Annotated in this window: 13 protein-coding genes; 6 read left to right on the forward strand and 7 right to left on the reverse strand. The window is 66.5% G+C overall.

What is annotated here, in order from left to right; all coding sequences use genetic code 11:
- Nucleotides 1-137 precede the first annotated feature (137 nt).
- Complete coding sequence (locus ACJH6J_RS03640; RefSeq protein ID WP_212806463.1) at nucleotides 138-746, reverse strand: TetR/AcrR family transcriptional regulator; 609 nt, start codon at nucleotides 744-746, stop codon at nucleotides 138-140.
- 44 nt (nucleotides 747-790) lie between these two features.
- Here ACJH6J_RS03640 and ACJH6J_RS03645 point away from each other — a divergent pair, with 44 nt between their 5' ends.
- Nucleotides 791-1,948, forward strand: a complete 1,158-nt coding sequence (locus ACJH6J_RS03645; protein WP_212806464.1) for a phosphotransferase family protein — start codon at nucleotides 791-793, stop codon at nucleotides 1,946-1,948.
- 671 nt (nucleotides 1,949-2,619) lie between these two features.
- Here ACJH6J_RS03645 and ACJH6J_RS03650 read toward each other — a convergent pair.
- The 4 genes from ACJH6J_RS03650 to ACJH6J_RS03665 all read right to left on the reverse strand — a co-directional run bounded on the left by ACJH6J_RS03650 (nucleotide 2,620) and on the right by ACJH6J_RS03665 (nucleotide 5,379).
- The gene (locus tag ACJH6J_RS03650) at nucleotides 2,620-2,958 is read right to left on the reverse strand and encodes a DUF1589 domain-containing protein (RefSeq protein ID WP_406783845.1); all 339 of its coding nucleotides are present in this window, start codon (nucleotides 2,956-2,958) and stop codon (nucleotides 2,620-2,622) included.
- A gap of 179 nt (nucleotides 2,959-3,137) precedes the next feature.
- The gene (locus ACJH6J_RS03655; protein ID WP_346416877.1) at nucleotides 3,138-3,506 is read right to left on the reverse strand and encodes a DUF4345 domain-containing protein; all 369 of its coding nucleotides are present in this window, start codon (nucleotides 3,504-3,506) and stop codon (nucleotides 3,138-3,140) included.
- Nucleotides 3,507-3,583: 77 nt separating this feature from the next.
- Complete coding sequence (locus ACJH6J_RS03660) at nucleotides 3,584-3,766, reverse strand: hypothetical protein (protein WP_212806465.1); 183 nt, start codon at nucleotides 3,764-3,766, stop codon at nucleotides 3,584-3,586.
- 140 nt (nucleotides 3,767-3,906) lie between these two features.
- Nucleotides 3,907-5,379, reverse strand: coding sequence for an acetyl-CoA acetyltransferase (locus ACJH6J_RS03665; protein WP_346416845.1), 1,473 nt, complete (start codon nucleotides 5,377-5,379; stop codon nucleotides 3,907-3,909).
- Between the two features lie 244 nt (nucleotides 5,380-5,623).
- On the opposite strand from ACJH6J_RS03665, the gene ACJH6J_RS03670 reads away from it, so the two are divergent.
- From ACJH6J_RS03670 to ACJH6J_RS03690, 5 genes are all read left to right on the forward strand, one after another.
- The gene (locus ACJH6J_RS03670) at nucleotides 5,624-6,727 is read left to right on the forward strand and encodes an acyl-CoA dehydrogenase family protein (RefSeq protein ID WP_346416846.1); all 1,104 of its coding nucleotides are present in this window, start codon (nucleotides 5,624-5,626) and stop codon (nucleotides 6,725-6,727) included.
- 1 nt (nucleotide 6,728) lies between these two features.
- Nucleotides 6,729-7,913: an acyl-CoA dehydrogenase family protein gene (locus ACJH6J_RS03675; RefSeq protein WP_346416847.1), complete on the forward strand. Its 1,185-nt coding sequence runs from the start codon at nucleotides 6,729-6,731 to the stop codon at nucleotides 7,911-7,913.
- 5 nt (nucleotides 7,914-7,918) lie between these two features.
- Nucleotides 7,919-10,303 (forward strand): CoA transferase, encoded by a 2,385-nt coding sequence (locus ACJH6J_RS03680; protein ID WP_346416848.1) that lies wholly within the window; start codon nucleotides 7,919-7,921, stop codon nucleotides 10,301-10,303.
- 12 nt (nucleotides 10,304-10,315) lie between these two features.
- Nucleotides 10,316-11,227, forward strand: coding sequence for a LysR family transcriptional regulator (locus tag ACJH6J_RS03685; protein WP_346416849.1), 912 nt, complete (start codon nucleotides 10,316-10,318; stop codon nucleotides 11,225-11,227).
- Between the two features lie 86 nt (nucleotides 11,228-11,313).
- Nucleotides 11,314-11,652 (forward strand): MmcQ/YjbR family DNA-binding protein, encoded by a 339-nt coding sequence (locus ACJH6J_RS03690; protein WP_346416850.1) that lies wholly within the window; start codon nucleotides 11,314-11,316, stop codon nucleotides 11,650-11,652.
- Between the two features lie 10 nt (nucleotides 11,653-11,662).
- On the opposite strand, the gene ACJH6J_RS03695 is transcribed toward ACJH6J_RS03690, so the two are convergent.
- Together ACJH6J_RS03695 and ACJH6J_RS03700 are read right to left on the reverse strand one after the other, a co-directional pair.
- Complete coding sequence (locus ACJH6J_RS03695) at nucleotides 11,663-13,132, reverse strand: NAD(P)/FAD-dependent oxidoreductase (RefSeq protein ID WP_346416851.1); 1,470 nt, start codon at nucleotides 13,130-13,132, stop codon at nucleotides 11,663-11,665.
- A gap of 55 nt (nucleotides 13,133-13,187) precedes the next feature.
- Entirely contained in the window at nucleotides 13,188-14,144 is a 957-nt protein-coding gene (locus ACJH6J_RS03700) for an alpha/beta hydrolase (protein ID WP_318984194.1), read from the reverse strand.

The following is a 14,144-nucleotide window of genomic DNA, read 5'->3' on the forward strand; positions in this document are numbered from 1 at the left end:
GGATGCCCAACGGCCATTCGCTCGCGCCAGCCCGAGAGCACGCGGATGACGAGGTTCAGAACCGCACTCGGCAACACCGTGATCAGGTCCCATGCTGATTCAAAGGCGCTGGCGCCCAAGAGCTTCCGGCGAGACCGTCAAGCCCCGCTGATCACTCCATGCGTGACAATGGTCGCCGTCTCGTCGACCCACAGCTCGTCGAGTTCACTCTCGGGATGCAGCAACATCCGCAGCATCGTTGCGCCACCGATGATCTCGATGAGCCGTTCAGGCTTGACGTCGGCCTGGACCTCGCCGCGCTCGATGCCATGCTCGAGCCGCACCCGCACCACGTCGAACAGCCCATGGAAGCGTGCGACGACCCGCGCGTTGAGCTCCTCGTCGGCGCTCATGTCCGCCATGAGTCCCGGAAGCGCAGCCCGCACGGCCGGGCTGGTGAACACGTCGCGCGCTGCGGCGATCATGGCGCGGATGTCGCCGACGATGTCCCCTTCCGGGGTCGACAGCGCGGTCGGCGTCGTGGGGAACGCCGCTTCATGCACCAACTCGGCCTTGCTCGACCAGCGGCGGTACAGCGCCGTCTTCGTCGTTCCCGCACGTTCGGCGATGGCCGCCATCGTCAGATTGGCGTAGCCGACTTCGGGCAGCAGTTCGGCGGCAGCGGTCAACACCGCGGCGTCGATCCGGGGATCGCGTGGCCGACCGGCGCCAGAGGGCTTGTCAACCGCTTGCAGGTCTGATTTCATAACGCTACGCATCGTATCGTAATTATCTCGGGAAGGAAGGTTCAGTGCCGAACCAACCGGCGGACAGCTCCGTCACGGTCGAGACGAACGTCGACCATATTCAGCGCTCCAGCCGTGACGTGACAACAGTTCCGGACATCCTGTCACAGTGGCTGTCCACCGTGATGGAAGGCGGCATCAAGCCCGAGATCACCGTCGAGAGCGGCGTCGACTCGAACGGAATGTCTTCCGAGACAATCATCATCACCGGCCGGTGGACCGAGGGCGGCACGCCGGTGGAGCAGAAGTGGGTCGTCCGGGTCGCGCCGACCACCGAGGACGTCCCCGTCTTCTCGTCCTACCGACTGGACCACCAGTTCGACGTCATGCGCCTGGCCGCCGAACTCACCGACGTCCCGGTCCCCCGCGTCCGCTGGCTGGAGAACACCGGCGAGGTGCTCGGCTCGCCGTTCTTCCTGATGGACTGCGTCGACGGCGTGGTGCCGCCGGACGTCATGCCGTATACATTCGGCGGCAACTGGTTCGCCGACGCCACCCCGGAGCAGCAACGCACGCTGCAGGACAGCACCGTGGAGGCCATCGCCAAGCTGCACTCGATCCCCGACGCGGAAAAGACCTTCGGCTTTCTCCAGGAAATCGACCCGCCGGGCGACACTGCGCTGCGCCGGCACTTCGGCTGGCTCAAGGAGTGGTACCAGTTCGCAGCGTCGGGCCTGGGCCGCTCACCGCTGGTCGAGCGTGCCCTCGTCTGGCTGGAGGAGAACTTCCCCGAGGACGTCGCGGCATCCGAATCGGTTCTCGTGTGGGGTGATTCGCGCATCGGCAACGTGATGTACCAGGACTTCCGCCCCTCCGCGGTCCTGGACTGGGAGATGGCCACTGTCGGCCCGCGTGAGTTCGACGTCTCGTGGATCATCTTCGCGCACAAGGTGTTCCAAGAGCTCGGTGGCCTGGCCGGGCTGCCCGGCCTGCCGGATGTGCTGCGCGAAGAGGACGTTCGCGCAACCTACAAGAACTTCACCGGCGTCGAGGTCGGTGACCTGCGCTGGTTCTACATCTACTCCGGCGTCGTGTGGTGTTGCGTGTTCATGCGCACCGGCGCCCGCCGCGTGCACTTCGGCGAGATGGAACAGCCCGACGACCTCGAGTCGCTCTTCTACCACAAGTCGCTGCTGGAGAAGCTCCTGGAAGGAACAGCCTGATGCTCGGCCCCATGGACGAATACCCGATCCACCAGGTCCCGCAGCCCATCGCGTGGCCCGGGTCCAGCGACCGGAACTTCTACGACCGCTGCTACTTCAACGCCCACGACCGCACCGGCGACATCTTCGTCATCACCGGCATGGGCTACTACCCCAACCTCGGGGTGAAGGACGCCTACTTCCTGGTGCGCCGCGGTGATACCCAGACCGCCGTGCACCTTTCCGATGCCATCGACCAGGACCGACTGAATCAGCACGTCGTCGGCTACCGCATCGAGGTCACCGACCCACTGCACCAGGTGCGCATCGTGCTCGACGAGACCGAGGGCATCGCCGCCGACCTGACATGGAACGGCCTGTTCGACGTCGTGCAGGAGCAGCCGCACATCATGCGCCAGGGCAACCGCGTCACGCTGAACGCGCAGCGCTTCGCGCAATTGGGTTCCTGGAGCGGCACCCTCGCCATCGACGGCGAGGACATCAAGGTCAGCCCGGACACGTGGATCGGTTCGCGTGACCGGTCCTGGGGCATCCGTCCCGTCGGCGAGGCCGAGCCCGCCGGCCGGCCGGCAGACCCGCCTTTCGAGGGCATGTGGTGGCTGTACGTACCGCTGGCGTTCGAGGAATTCTCGCTCGTGATGATCATCCAAGAGGCCCCCGACGGCTTCCGGTCACTCAACGACTGCAGCCGCGTCTGGAAGGACGGCCGCGTCGAGCAGCTCGGCTGGCCGCGCGTGAAGATCCACTACGTCTCCGGTACCCGCATTCCCACCGGGGCCACCATCGAGGCGACGGCGCTGGACGGCACGCCCGTCCGCTTCGATGTGGAATCCAAGCTGCCCGTGCCGATCCACGTGGGCGGCGGCTACGGCGGTGACGCCGACTGGCTGCACGGCACGTGGAAGGGCGAGAAGTTCACCGAGCGCCTCACCTACGACATGACCGATCCGGCGATCATCGCTCGCTCCGGCTTCGGCGTCATCGACCACGTCGGACGTGCGGTGTGTCATGAGGGCAACAAGCCGCCTGCCGAAGGCTGGGGCCTGTTCGAGCACGGCGCGCTCGGCCGCCACGATCCGTCGGGCTTCCCGGACTGGCTGACGATGGCCCCCTAGTTTTGCTCTTCAGGAGCAAACAGGAATGTTCCCCGATACAACGGCGTATCGGGGAACATTTGTCTTTGGTGGCGCTAGCCGACCCACCACAGCGATGCAGCGAGCAGAACTTCGACAAAGCCGTAGAACCAATTGGGGTAGAACGATGTTCGGTCACCGGCGACCGCGGACACGATGCGCCCGAATGCCATCCCGAGCAACGCCACGCTCACGGTGACCACGATGCCGGTACGGACCTGCTCGGGAGCTGCGATGGCGTATCCGAGGATCGCCGCGATGGCCAACCCGAAACCGCCGTAGACCGCCCGTACCTCTGCCCGAGATGCGGGGCCGCCCAACGTGATTCCGAAGGGCCGCAACATCTCCGCCGGGGCGGTCAGGGCCCGCAGGCCCATGCCCGCAAAGAACACCGCGTTGACGCCGACGACGACGTTCGACGCCACTGACACCGTTACCTCCCGACGACGACGGACCGGCAATCAGCATGACCTATGTGGGCCATGTCGTCACGCGAAACGACTCAGAGTCGCCACATTTCGCGCTCGGTGGCGGCCTGCTCGAATGCCTTGTGACGGAAAGTCTCCGGCTGGCGGACTTTCGCAGCGAGATGCAACCGGGTCACGAACGCGGTGGTCTTGTCCGACCACCAGTGCATCGCGGCCGCGGCGGGGTGGAAGCCAACTGACGCAGAGTTGGTGGCCATCGCGGTGTCCCTTCACGAACTCCGACAATGCTTTTGGGATCGCACAACCTCGGCGACGGGCACCGTCGGCACTAGTGAACAGGTTCAGCGACAGAGGTACCCGATCTATTCCCTGCGGCAGGCCGTTGTTCGCTGTCGGCTTACTCCAGCCCGGCGGTGCCGTCCGCGCCGACGGTGACCTTTGCACCCGCGAGGTCCTCGCGGATGCTGGCCTCGGCCTGCGACGGGTCGGTGATCACGGCGAGCGCCCGGCTGCCGCTGGGTGTCCGGACAGCCACGAAGGCCTTTTCGGGAACGCCCTCGCGGGTGACCGGCGTGGTCCAGGTTTCCACGGTGCCGGTTCCGGACCATTCATCCTCGGCCACCACGGTCGGTTCGGCGTCGACCTCGGATTGCACATCTTCCCAACGGAATTCATGTGCCGGCGGCTCGGTGCTGTAGACGCCGAAACTGTGCTTGGTCAGGTAACCACCATTGGCGGTGATGAGCCCGATCTGGCCAGGATTGGCCACCAGCCGCTCCGCCATGGCGGCGATCGAATGCGACACATAGTTGTTCCACGGCCCACCGGCGAAGGTCAGGCCACCGGTCACCGTCAACGGACGCGCCGGATCATCGAGGGCCAGTCCCAATTCACGGGCGGCGACCTGCACCGCCGACGGGAAGCAGGAATACACGTCGACCGCATCGATGTCATCGATGCCGAGCCCGGTGAGCTCCAGCACCCGACGGCCCGCGATGCGGATCGCCGGCGACCCGGAGAAGCTCGCCCGCTCCCCGATCAGATAGGTGTCGTGGGCGTCGGTGCCGGCGTGCGGGAAAACCCACCGGTCCCTGGGAATCTGCAATTCTTCGGCCTTGCCCACCGAGGTCAGGATCAGCGCCGCACCCTGGTCGACCATGTTGTTGGAGTTCATCAGCTTGGTGTACGGCCAGCTGATCATCCGGTTGTCCGGACCGGGCTGCCAGATCTGCTCGGCAGACACCGCGTCCCGACTCCAGGCGTGCGGATTGCCTTCTGCCACTTGACTGAACCGTGCCCACAGCTCGCCGATCCGGCGCCGATGCTCCTCGATCCCCTCCCCCGCCGCGATCCGCAACGCCTGCTCGAACATCGGGTACACGTGCGACGGCGCCACCAGCCCGATCCGCAGTTCTGCGGGCCCGGCCATGGTGAATTCGGGGTCACTGGGTGCGAGTGGCACCGACTCGTCCTGCTCGGTGCCGGTGAGTCGTTCGCCGCGCGCCTTCAACCGTATTCGGGTACGCCAGGTTTCCCCGCCGGCGATCAGCACCACGTCGTTGCGGCCCTGCTGAATGTCCAGGCACGCCTGGTTCACCAGCGACTGCGGCACGTTGCCACCGATCGGGGTGTACCGGGTGACGGCGTCGGCCGCACCGATGCGCTGCGCCAGCAGCAAGCCGGGGTCCCGGTACCGCACCGACAGCAGGTTGACGATCCGGACGGCGTCGACCGCCTCGAGGACGTGGGCGTCAGCGGCTGCCCGGGCCGCGGCCTCCATCAGGTCGACAGGCTCGCCCGCCGGGTTCTCGTCGTACTGGTTGACCTGGCCGTAGCCGACGAGCACCGGGGTTCTGGGATCAAGTGACACTGACGTTTCCTCTTCTGGCGCCGGACCTGCTCCGGAATACCTCCACCTTGGCGGCATGCGGGCGGCACTGTAAACGACCAGCGCGGAAATCCGCACATGAGCGTTCGCGACATCTGCCCGCCCTCAAGACTCGCAGATGTCGCATGAGGAAACGTATAGGTGTCGCACAATGCGATTTACAGGCGGGCGCCGACAGCATTGCATGGAGCCGAGACGGTGCATGGACCTGCAGAAGGGTGAACACATGACGATGAGCGTGGCCGAACGAGCCGAACTCGCTGCGGCCGTCAAGGACCTGCTCAGTGAACATTGCACCGAAGCCGACGTCCGCCGCGTGATGAGCACAGACACCGGATTCGATCGCGACCTCTGGAACAAGCTGGCCGCCCAGGGTGTGGCGGGCCTGCTCGTAGAGCCGGACCACGGGGGCGTCGGCCTGGGCGCACAGGAGCTCGAGGCGGTCGCCGAGGTCACGGGTGCAGCGTTGCTACCCGCCCCGTTCCTGTCGAGTGCGGTCTTCGCCACGGCCTTGATCCAGGCCGCCGGCACCGACAACGACAAGGCACGGCTCTTGCCGGGGTTGGCCGAAGGTTCCTCGATCGCAACCGTGGCAGCCACCGGGCCCCGTGGTACGTGGGCACCAGATGGTGTTGCGATTCAGGGAGACCGGCACGGCGACGGGTACCAACTCACAGGCTCGGCGCACTACGTGCTCGACGGGCAGATCGCCGATGTCGTCCTCGCCGTCGCGAAGACCGGCGAGGGCATCGCGATCTTCGAGGTCGCCCCGAACGCACCCGGCTTCGACCGCACCGCCGCAACGGTTTTCGACCCCACAGTCCGGCTGTCGACGTATACGTTCGACCAGACCCCGGCCCGTCGCATCGGCACCGGCGGCTGGGCGGCTGTCGAAAATGCGTTGTCCCTCACGGTGATCGCCCTCGCAGGTGAGCAGGTCGGCGGGGCCCGCCACCTGTTCGATCTCACCGTCGAATACCTCAAGACCCGGATCCAATTCGGGCGGCCCATCGGCAGCTTCCAGGCGATCAAGCACATGGCGGCCGACCTGCTGCTGGAAGTCGAATCCGCCACTTCGGCGGCACAGCATGCCGCTGCGCAATTCGATGCCGACCCGGTGGGCGCCGACGGTCCCGTCGCCCTGGCCGGATTCGCCTGTGCGGAGGCCTATCACACCACCGCCATGCAATCGATCCAGATGCACGGCGGCATCGGCTTCACCTGGGAGCACCCCGCGCATCTGTTCCTGCGCCGGGCACGCACCGGCCGTCAACTGTTCGGCAGTTCACGTGACCATCGTGAGCGCTACCTGGCATCCAAGGGGGCCTGAGATGACGACCACCGCAGACGAGCTGCGCACCGAGGTTCGTGACTGGCTCGCGCAGAACTGGACCACGTTGCCTCCGTCGGACGATCCCTGGGTGAGCTCACCCGAGGAAATCGCCTGGCGTGAAAAGGTTCTCGACGCAGGCTACGCCGTGCCCACCTATCCACCCGATTGGTTCGGCCGCGGCTACCCGAGCAAGCTCGCCGCGGTGATCCAGCAGGAGTTTCGCGCCGTCAAGGCCCCCGGCGCCTGCCAGGACAAGCACAATATTCCCGCCAACACCTTGTTCGCGTTCGGCTCGGACGAGCTGAAACATGAACTGCTACGGGACTTTCTGACCGGCGCAGCCCGTACCTGTCTGCTCTACAGCGAGCCCGGCGCCGGATCGGACCTGGCTGGGGTGAGCACCACAGCGGTGCGCGACGGCGACCGCTGGGTGGTCAACGGCCAAAAGGTGTGGACCTCCGGAGCGGCGACGTCCGAATACGGTCTGCTGATCGCACGCACCGACTGGGATGCGCCCAAACACAAGGGCATGAGCTACTTCATCATCCCGATGCGGCAGCCCGGCATCGAGGTGCGGCCTCTGGTCCAGATCACCGGTGAGGCGCATTTCAACGAGGTGTTCATCTCCGATGCCACCGTGCCGCATGCGAATCTCATCGGCGGAGAAGGGAACGGCTGGCGCGTCCTGCAGACCGCCCTGGCGTACGAACGCTCCATCATGGGCGACGGCGGCCGCGGCTCACGCAACAAGTCCAAGGCCGACAGCCTCGTGGAACTGGCTCGCGCGCACGGCCGCCTCGACGACGCCGCCCTGCGCGAGCGCCTCGCGGACGTGCTGGCGTTGCGGGAACTCAACCGGCTCAACAACCTTCGCGCCAAGGCGTCCACCAGTCAAGGCACGTCGAGTTCGATCATGTCGCTGGGCAAGCTCGCGATGTCGCGAATCCTGCACTCGGAGGCCGCGCTGAAGACCGAGATCATCGGTACCGAATCACTGTTGGCGGGTCCCGACAACCCCGAGGCCGACGACGTGAACTTCCTGTCCCTCAACGCGTTCTTCACCTCCATCGGCGGCGGCACCGACCAGATTCAGCGCACCATCATCGGCGAACGCGTGCTGGGGCTGGCGAAGGAACCCGAGACCGACCGTGACATCCCGTTCCGCCAGGCGCGACGCAGTTGACGACCATGGCCTACGACCCGCCGCTGTCGGGCATCGAGATACTCGATCTGACAGCCGGACCCATCACAGCCGTCGGCCGGCTTCTGGCCGATCTCGGTGCCCACGTCACGTCGGTGCACCTGGCCGGTGTGACCGCGACCGACACCACCGGACCACGCATCGACGGAGTGCCCATCGGCACCGCCATCAACCGACACGGGATCCCTTCGGTCGAGATCGATCCGTCGACCCCGGCCGGGCGGCAGGCGTGGGCCGACTTGGTGGCGACCGCCGACATCCTCATCGAGAACACGCGTCCGGGATCGGCGGCCGAGGAATCCTTGGCGGTCAACCAGATTCACGCTGATCATCCGGCACTGGTCATCCTGTCCATCAGTGACTTCGGTCGTGATACGCGATATCACGACTGGCAGGCCACCACTCCGGTGCTGCACGCGTTGACCAGCGAGCTGTCCCGCTCTGGCATCCCGGGACAGCCACCGCTGGTGCCACCGAGCGCGGACCTGCCGTACCACGTCGCCGCGGCCCAGGCCGCGTTCTTCGCCCTCTGTGTGTTCCTGGATCGGCTGCGCACGGGCACAGGCGATCTCATCGATTTCTCGGTGCTCGAAGGTGCGATGCAGACCCTCGATCCGCCATTCGGCACGGCAGGCAGCGCGGCGGCCGGCGTACCCATCAGCGAACAGCAGCGCGACTGGATCGCCGAGCAGCAGCGCTATCCGATCTTCAAATGCAAGGACGGCCACGTCCGCATGTGTGTGTTGGCAAAACGCCAGTGGCAGGGCATGTTCGAGTGGATGGGGCGCCCGGCGGAATTCGCCGACCCCAAGTTCAACAGCCTCCGTGAGCGTTTCGCGTCCGCCACCCTCTTCGGCGCCATCGAGCAGTTCTGTGCCGACAAGACCCGCGCGGAGCTCGAACTGGCCGGACAACGGCACGGCGTGCCGACGGCCGCGGTGCTGAGCCTGGCCGAGGCGCTGTCCACCGAACAGGTGGCCGCGCGCGGTTTCTTCCGCGAGACGGAGCTCTCCCCCGGTCTGACCGCACCCGTGCCGGTCGGTGTCGTCGAGATCGACGGGCACCGGGCGAGCAGCCTGAACATCAAGGCACCGAGTGAGCGACGACTCCGCGACGCCCCCACGCTCACCGCGCGCCCCCGCAGCGGCCTCGGACTGCCCCTGGAGGGGCTGCGCGTGCTGGACCTCGGCGTCATCGTCGTCGGCAGCGACACCGGCCGCCTGTTCGCCGACCTCGGCGCCGACGTCGTCAAGATCGAGAACTCCGCCTTCCCTGACGGGCTCCGCATCAGCCTCACCCGGATGACGCAGGCCTACGCCGCCGGTCACCGCAACAAGCGGTCGATCGGGATCGACCTCCGGTCCGCGGAAGGCCGCGCGCTGGCACACCAACTGGTAGAGCAGTCCGACGTCGTGCTGAGCAACTTCAAACCCGGTGTGGCAGCAGCGCTCGGCATGGATCACGCGACACTGCAGCAGGTGAACCCGGGCATCGTCGTCGTCGACAGCTCGGCGTACGGAGCCACCGGGCCATGGGCGAAACGACTCGGCTACGGGCCGTTGGTCCGCGCCGCGGCGGGCTTCACCGAGCTGTGGACCTACCCAGATGACCCAGATGCGTTCTGCGACACCGTCACGGTGTACCCCGACCACGTGGCGGCGCGGATCGGGGCATTGAGTGCCGTCGCGCTCCTGCTGCGCCGCGAACGCAGCGGTGGCGGCGGATCGGCGAGTATCGCCCAAGCCGAGGTGATGCTCAGTCACCTGGCCGACGACATCGCCGGGGAGGTGCTCACCCGGCGCGGTCATGCTCGCGACGACCAGCCGGCTCATGACGCACCGTGGGGCCTGTTTCCCGGCGCTGGTGATGACACGTGGATCGCGGTCACCGTCCGCGACGACGCCGACTGGTCAGCGCTGTGCGCGGCGATCGACCGGCCCGATCTCGCTGCCGATGCGGAGCTGGGTTCGCGATCCGGGCGGGATCGTCAGCGCGGGCGGCTCGACGAGGCGCTCAGCGCCTGGACATCCCGGCATAAACCGGCAGAGGCCATGGCGCGGTTGCAGGCGGCGGGCGTCCCGGCCGGGGCTGTCCTGCATGCGGTGGAGGTCCCCGCCTGGGACTACTACGTCGAGCGACGGGCTTTCCGGGAGGAACTACATCCGCACGGGACCGCACCGTTCATGATGGAGAACGTGCAAATCCACGCTGACCTGATCCCCGATCCCCCGCTGGGGCAAGCGCCACTGCTCGGCGAGCAGACCCGTGAGATCGCGGCCGAACTGCTCGGCCTGGACGATCAGACAATCGATGATCTGATTGCCCGCGCCGTCCTCGAAGTACCTGCGGCAGCAGCACATTCGGGACGGTAACCACCCCGTCCCATGGAAATCGATTTCACCCGCCTTCGCTACTTCGTCGCGGTCGCCGAAGAGCTGCACTTCAAGCGCGCCGCCGATCGGCTGATGATCACGCCGCCGCCGCTGAGCAAGCAGATCAAGTTACTCGAGCGCGAAGTGGGTGGGGAACTCTTCGAGCGCACCTACCACGACGTCCGCCTGACACCGCTGGGTATGCAGCTGCTGGAGCCGGCGCGCGACATCCTGCGGCGGGTGGAGGAACTGAAGGCCACCGCGTCACGAATCACGCAGGCGAGCAACCCCGTTCGCATCGATGCGACCGCCTACGCGCCATCGGATTTCCTGGCGAGATTCGAGCAAGCGGTGGCAGGCCTCGCGATACCCGCCGAGTTCAGCGTGCCCGGGTCGGCGGCCGAGGTCATCGCCAAACTCGTTTCCGGGCACACGGATCTCGGTCTGATCCACCTGCCGGCCGCCGACAAGCGCATCCGGCACCGGGTCGTGGCCACCTATCCGGGCGCGGCGGCGGTGCGGTTCGACGACCCACTCGCCGCCAACGACACCATCGCCATCGAAGACCTGCGGGACCGCGATGTCGTGATCGACTTCGCCCGGCCCAATCCCGTGGTGCTGGCGCAGATGACGCGGGGCCTCAACGAACGCGGCGTCACGCGCATCGTGCGCGCCGTCAGTCAGCTGGGCGGTGAGCTGGAGATGGCCAGCCATGTGTTCAACCGGTATCTCGTCGCACTGGTCAGCTACGCGCCCGCCTCGACGCTGGGCCGAATCTTCTCGCCGCCCGAATTCAAGCTGATCCCGATCGATGAAAGCACCTGGGCGCCGGCCAAGATCGCGCTGGCGTGGGCGCCGGACCGGCTGCGCGATCCAGCCGCGATCGAGGCCCTCGTCGAACAGCTCGCCACTGTCCTGCGCTGAGTCGCGCGCGAAATACCTGTCACCGCCCGCCGGTAGGCTGCCTCGACGGACAAACTCCACCAACGCAGCTCCGGAAGGTTCACACCGTGCTCGATGCCGATGACGTGCGCCGCATCGCGCTGTCCCTCCCGGAGACCACAGAGAAGGAGCGTTGGGGCCACCCGACTTTCGACGTGGCGCGCAAGATGTTCGTCACGGTGCCCGACGATCAGACCTCGTTTGCGGTGCGCTGTCCGAGGTTCGACCGCGAAGAGCTGATCGCGGCCGAACCGCACAAGTTCTGGGTGCCGCGACATGAGGCGGCGTCGTCGTGGGTGCGGGTCAGGCTGGAGGCGCTCGACGATGAGCAGGAACTGACCGACATCCTCGCCGACTCGTGGCGACTGGCTGCCCCGCCCAGACTCACCGAGCAGCCGGAATCCTGATCCGGAAGGCTCAGACCCGCTGCCGCACCCGTCCGAACACCATGGACTCTTCGATGCGGTCGAAGCGGTGGTCGATCACGTCGAGCACGTAGTTGTGCCGGACGTGCCACGGGCGATGGGTACCGGATTTGGGCAACGCGTGGGGGTTGCGGTTGATGTAGCCGGCGTCGAGGTCGAAGGTCTTCTTCTCGTCCATCGGGACGTCACCCAGATGCGGATAGGCGTGGGTGTAGCCGTGAGAGTCCATGTACGCCACCAGTTTCGCGAACGCACGGGCAGTCATGTCGGCGCGCAGGGTCCACGATGCGTTGGTGTAGCCCAGGCACCATGCCATGTTCGGCACGTCCTCGAGCAGGAATTCCTTGTAGACGTAGCGGTCGGACGGGGTGATCGCGACCCCGTCGACCGACAGGGAGATGCCGCCGAGGGCCTGCAACTCCAGCCCGGTCGCGGTGACGACGATGTCGGCGTCAATGCGCGCACCGGATTTCAGCACGATGCCGTTGGCGTCGAAGTGGGAGATGTGGTCGGTGACGACCTCGGCGCGGCCGTCACCGATGGCGGTGAAGATGTCGCGGTCGAGCACCGCGCAGAGGCGTTGATCCCACGGGTCGTATTTCGGGTTGAAGTGCACGTCCACGGGGTAGCCCGGCGGCAACGCGGCCATGGCCCGGTTGCGGATGAGGCGGCGGCCGCCCTTGGGGAACTTCCGGAGCAGGTTGTAGCTGAGCACGCTGATGAGCACGTTGCGGAACCACACGATGCGATGAGCGATCTTGTCCGGCAACAGCTTCCGGATGAAGCTGACCATCGGGTCGATCTGCCACTGCGACATCAGGTAGGTGGGTGACCGCTGCAGCATGGTCACCTTCCCGGCGGTCTTCGCCATGGCGGGCACCAGGCTGACCGCGGTGGCACCACTGCCGATCACCACGACCTTCTTGCCGGCGTAATCCAGTGACTCCGGCCAGAACTGCGGATGGACGACGTCGCCGGCGAAGGTGTCGATGCCCGGAAAGTCGGGCGTGTAGCCCTTGTCGTAGTTGTAGTAGCCGGTGCCGCAGAACAGGAATCGGGCGCGGTAGGACCTGGCCTCGCCGTTCTCCACGGCGTGCACCGTCCAGGTGTCGGTCGCCGAATCCCAGTCGGCCGACTGCACATGGGTGTTGAAGGTGATGTGACGGTCGATGCCGTGCGTGTGTGCCGCGGTGGTCAGGTACTCGCGGATGTGATCGCCGTCGGCGATGTTCTCCGGCCGCTCCCACGGCTGGTACGGGAAACTGAGCGTGAAAATGTCGCTGTCGGATCGAATACCCGGGTAGCGGAACAGGTCCCAGGTGCCACCGATGCGCGTCCGCCGCTCCAGGATCCGGTAGGTCACCTGCGGGTTGCGTTGATGCAGCCGGTACGCGGCTCCGATGCCGGAGATACCGGCACCGATGATCAGCACATCGAAGAACTCGCCGTCGCTGGCCGTCATGAATCTCCCTTGATCAAATCCGGTACCGCCGGTTTCACCTTAGGACATGGCGATCCTAGGCCGTCGAGCTGTGGGCCACTCCCGCGAGCAGCGCCCGCAAATGCTGATTGACCTGCTCGGGACGCTCCAGGTTCGCGCAGTGACCGCCGCCCAGTTCGACGAACGACCACAGATTCGGCACGTTCCTGGCGATCCGGCGGGACGCCGCGATGGGCAGCAACCGGTCTTTCGTGCTGCCGATGACGAGCGTCGGCACCGTCAGGTTGTCGAGTCCGATGTGATGAGCATCGAGGTTGTCCACCAGCGCGTTCACCCATCCGCTGCGGCCGGCTGCGGAGGTGCCCATGAACAGTTCGTAGACGTAGTCGGCCACTGCGGGGTCGGCGTCACGTCCGACAGCGATCATGGCGACGAACTGGCGCGCCGCCCTACGCGAACCCGGCACCAGCGGGGCTCCGCCGAACGTCTTGAGGATGCGGCCGGCGGCGTAGGCCCGGGACTTCGCCAGCGAGTTCGGGACCTGCGCCAGCTGGACCAGCTTCAGCAGGTCACCAGTCGTGGTGTTGATCAGGGCGACGGCGTCCGCGCACTCGGTGACCCGCTGCGGGTAGCGCTGCGCCCATGACGTGATGGCAATGCCGCCCATCGAGTGCCCCGCGAGGACGGCCCGCTCCCCCGGCCTGAGCGTCGCGCTCAGCACCGCGTCGAGGTCGGCCGCGAGAAAGTCCAGGTTGTACTTGTGGCGGCCGCGGGGAGCTTCACTCTTGCCGTGACCGCGGTGGTCGTAGGCGATGACCCGGTAGTCGCTCGCCAGATCCGCGATCTGGTTGCCCCATACGCCGATGGCGCAGGTGATGCCGTGGGCGAACACGATCGGCTGCCCGTGTTCGGGACCGAACACCTCGGCGTGCAGCCGGGTACCGTCGACGGCCTTGATTTCCATGGAACGGCCTCGTGGCAGCGCCGCGGGACGCCCGGGTTTGACCAGCTGCGAATGAGTGAAAGCGGTCAT

The sequence above is a fragment of the Mycobacterium sp. SMC-18 genome (assembly GCF_045310895.1).
GTDB lineage: Bacteria > Actinomycetota > Actinomycetes > Mycobacteriales > Mycobacteriaceae > Mycobacterium.

What these genes read in the sequence shown, in the direction of transcription:
- ACJH6J_RS03675 (WP_346416847.1), top strand. Translation starts at nt 6,729, where the DNA reads ATGACGACCACCGCAGACGAGCTGCGCACCGAGGTTCGTGACTGGCTC.
- ACJH6J_RS03695 (WP_346416851.1), bottom strand. Translation starts at nt 13,132, where the DNA reads ATGACGGCCAGCGACGGCGAGTTCTTCGATGTGCTGATCATCGGTGCC.
- ACJH6J_RS03680 (WP_346416848.1), top strand. Translation starts at nt 7,919, where the DNA reads ATGGCCTACGACCCGCCGCTGTCGGGCATCGAGATACTCGATCTGACA.
- ACJH6J_RS03700 (WP_318984194.1), bottom strand. Translation starts at nt 14,144, where the DNA reads ATGACCGCTTTCACTCATTCGCAGCTGGTCAAACCCGGGCGTCCCGCG.
- ACJH6J_RS03685 (WP_346416849.1), top strand. Translation starts at nt 10,316, where the DNA reads ATGGAAATCGATTTCACCCGCCTTCGCTACTTCGTCGCGGTCGCCGAA.
- ACJH6J_RS03640 (WP_212806463.1), bottom strand. Translation starts at nt 746, where the DNA reads ATGAAATCAGACCTGCAAGCGGTTGACAAGCCCTCTGGCGCCGGTCGG.
- ACJH6J_RS03660 (WP_212806465.1), bottom strand. Translation starts at nt 3,766, where the DNA reads ATGGCCACCAACTCTGCGTCAGTTGGCTTCCACCCCGCCGCGGCCGCG.
- ACJH6J_RS03650 (WP_406783845.1), bottom strand. Translation starts at nt 2,958, where the DNA reads ATGACACACCGCACGTCCGACGTGGTCGATGACGCCGAAGCCGGAGCG.
- ACJH6J_RS03670 (WP_346416846.1), top strand. Translation starts at nt 5,624, where the DNA reads ATGACGATGAGCGTGGCCGAACGAGCCGAACTCGCTGCGGCCGTCAAG.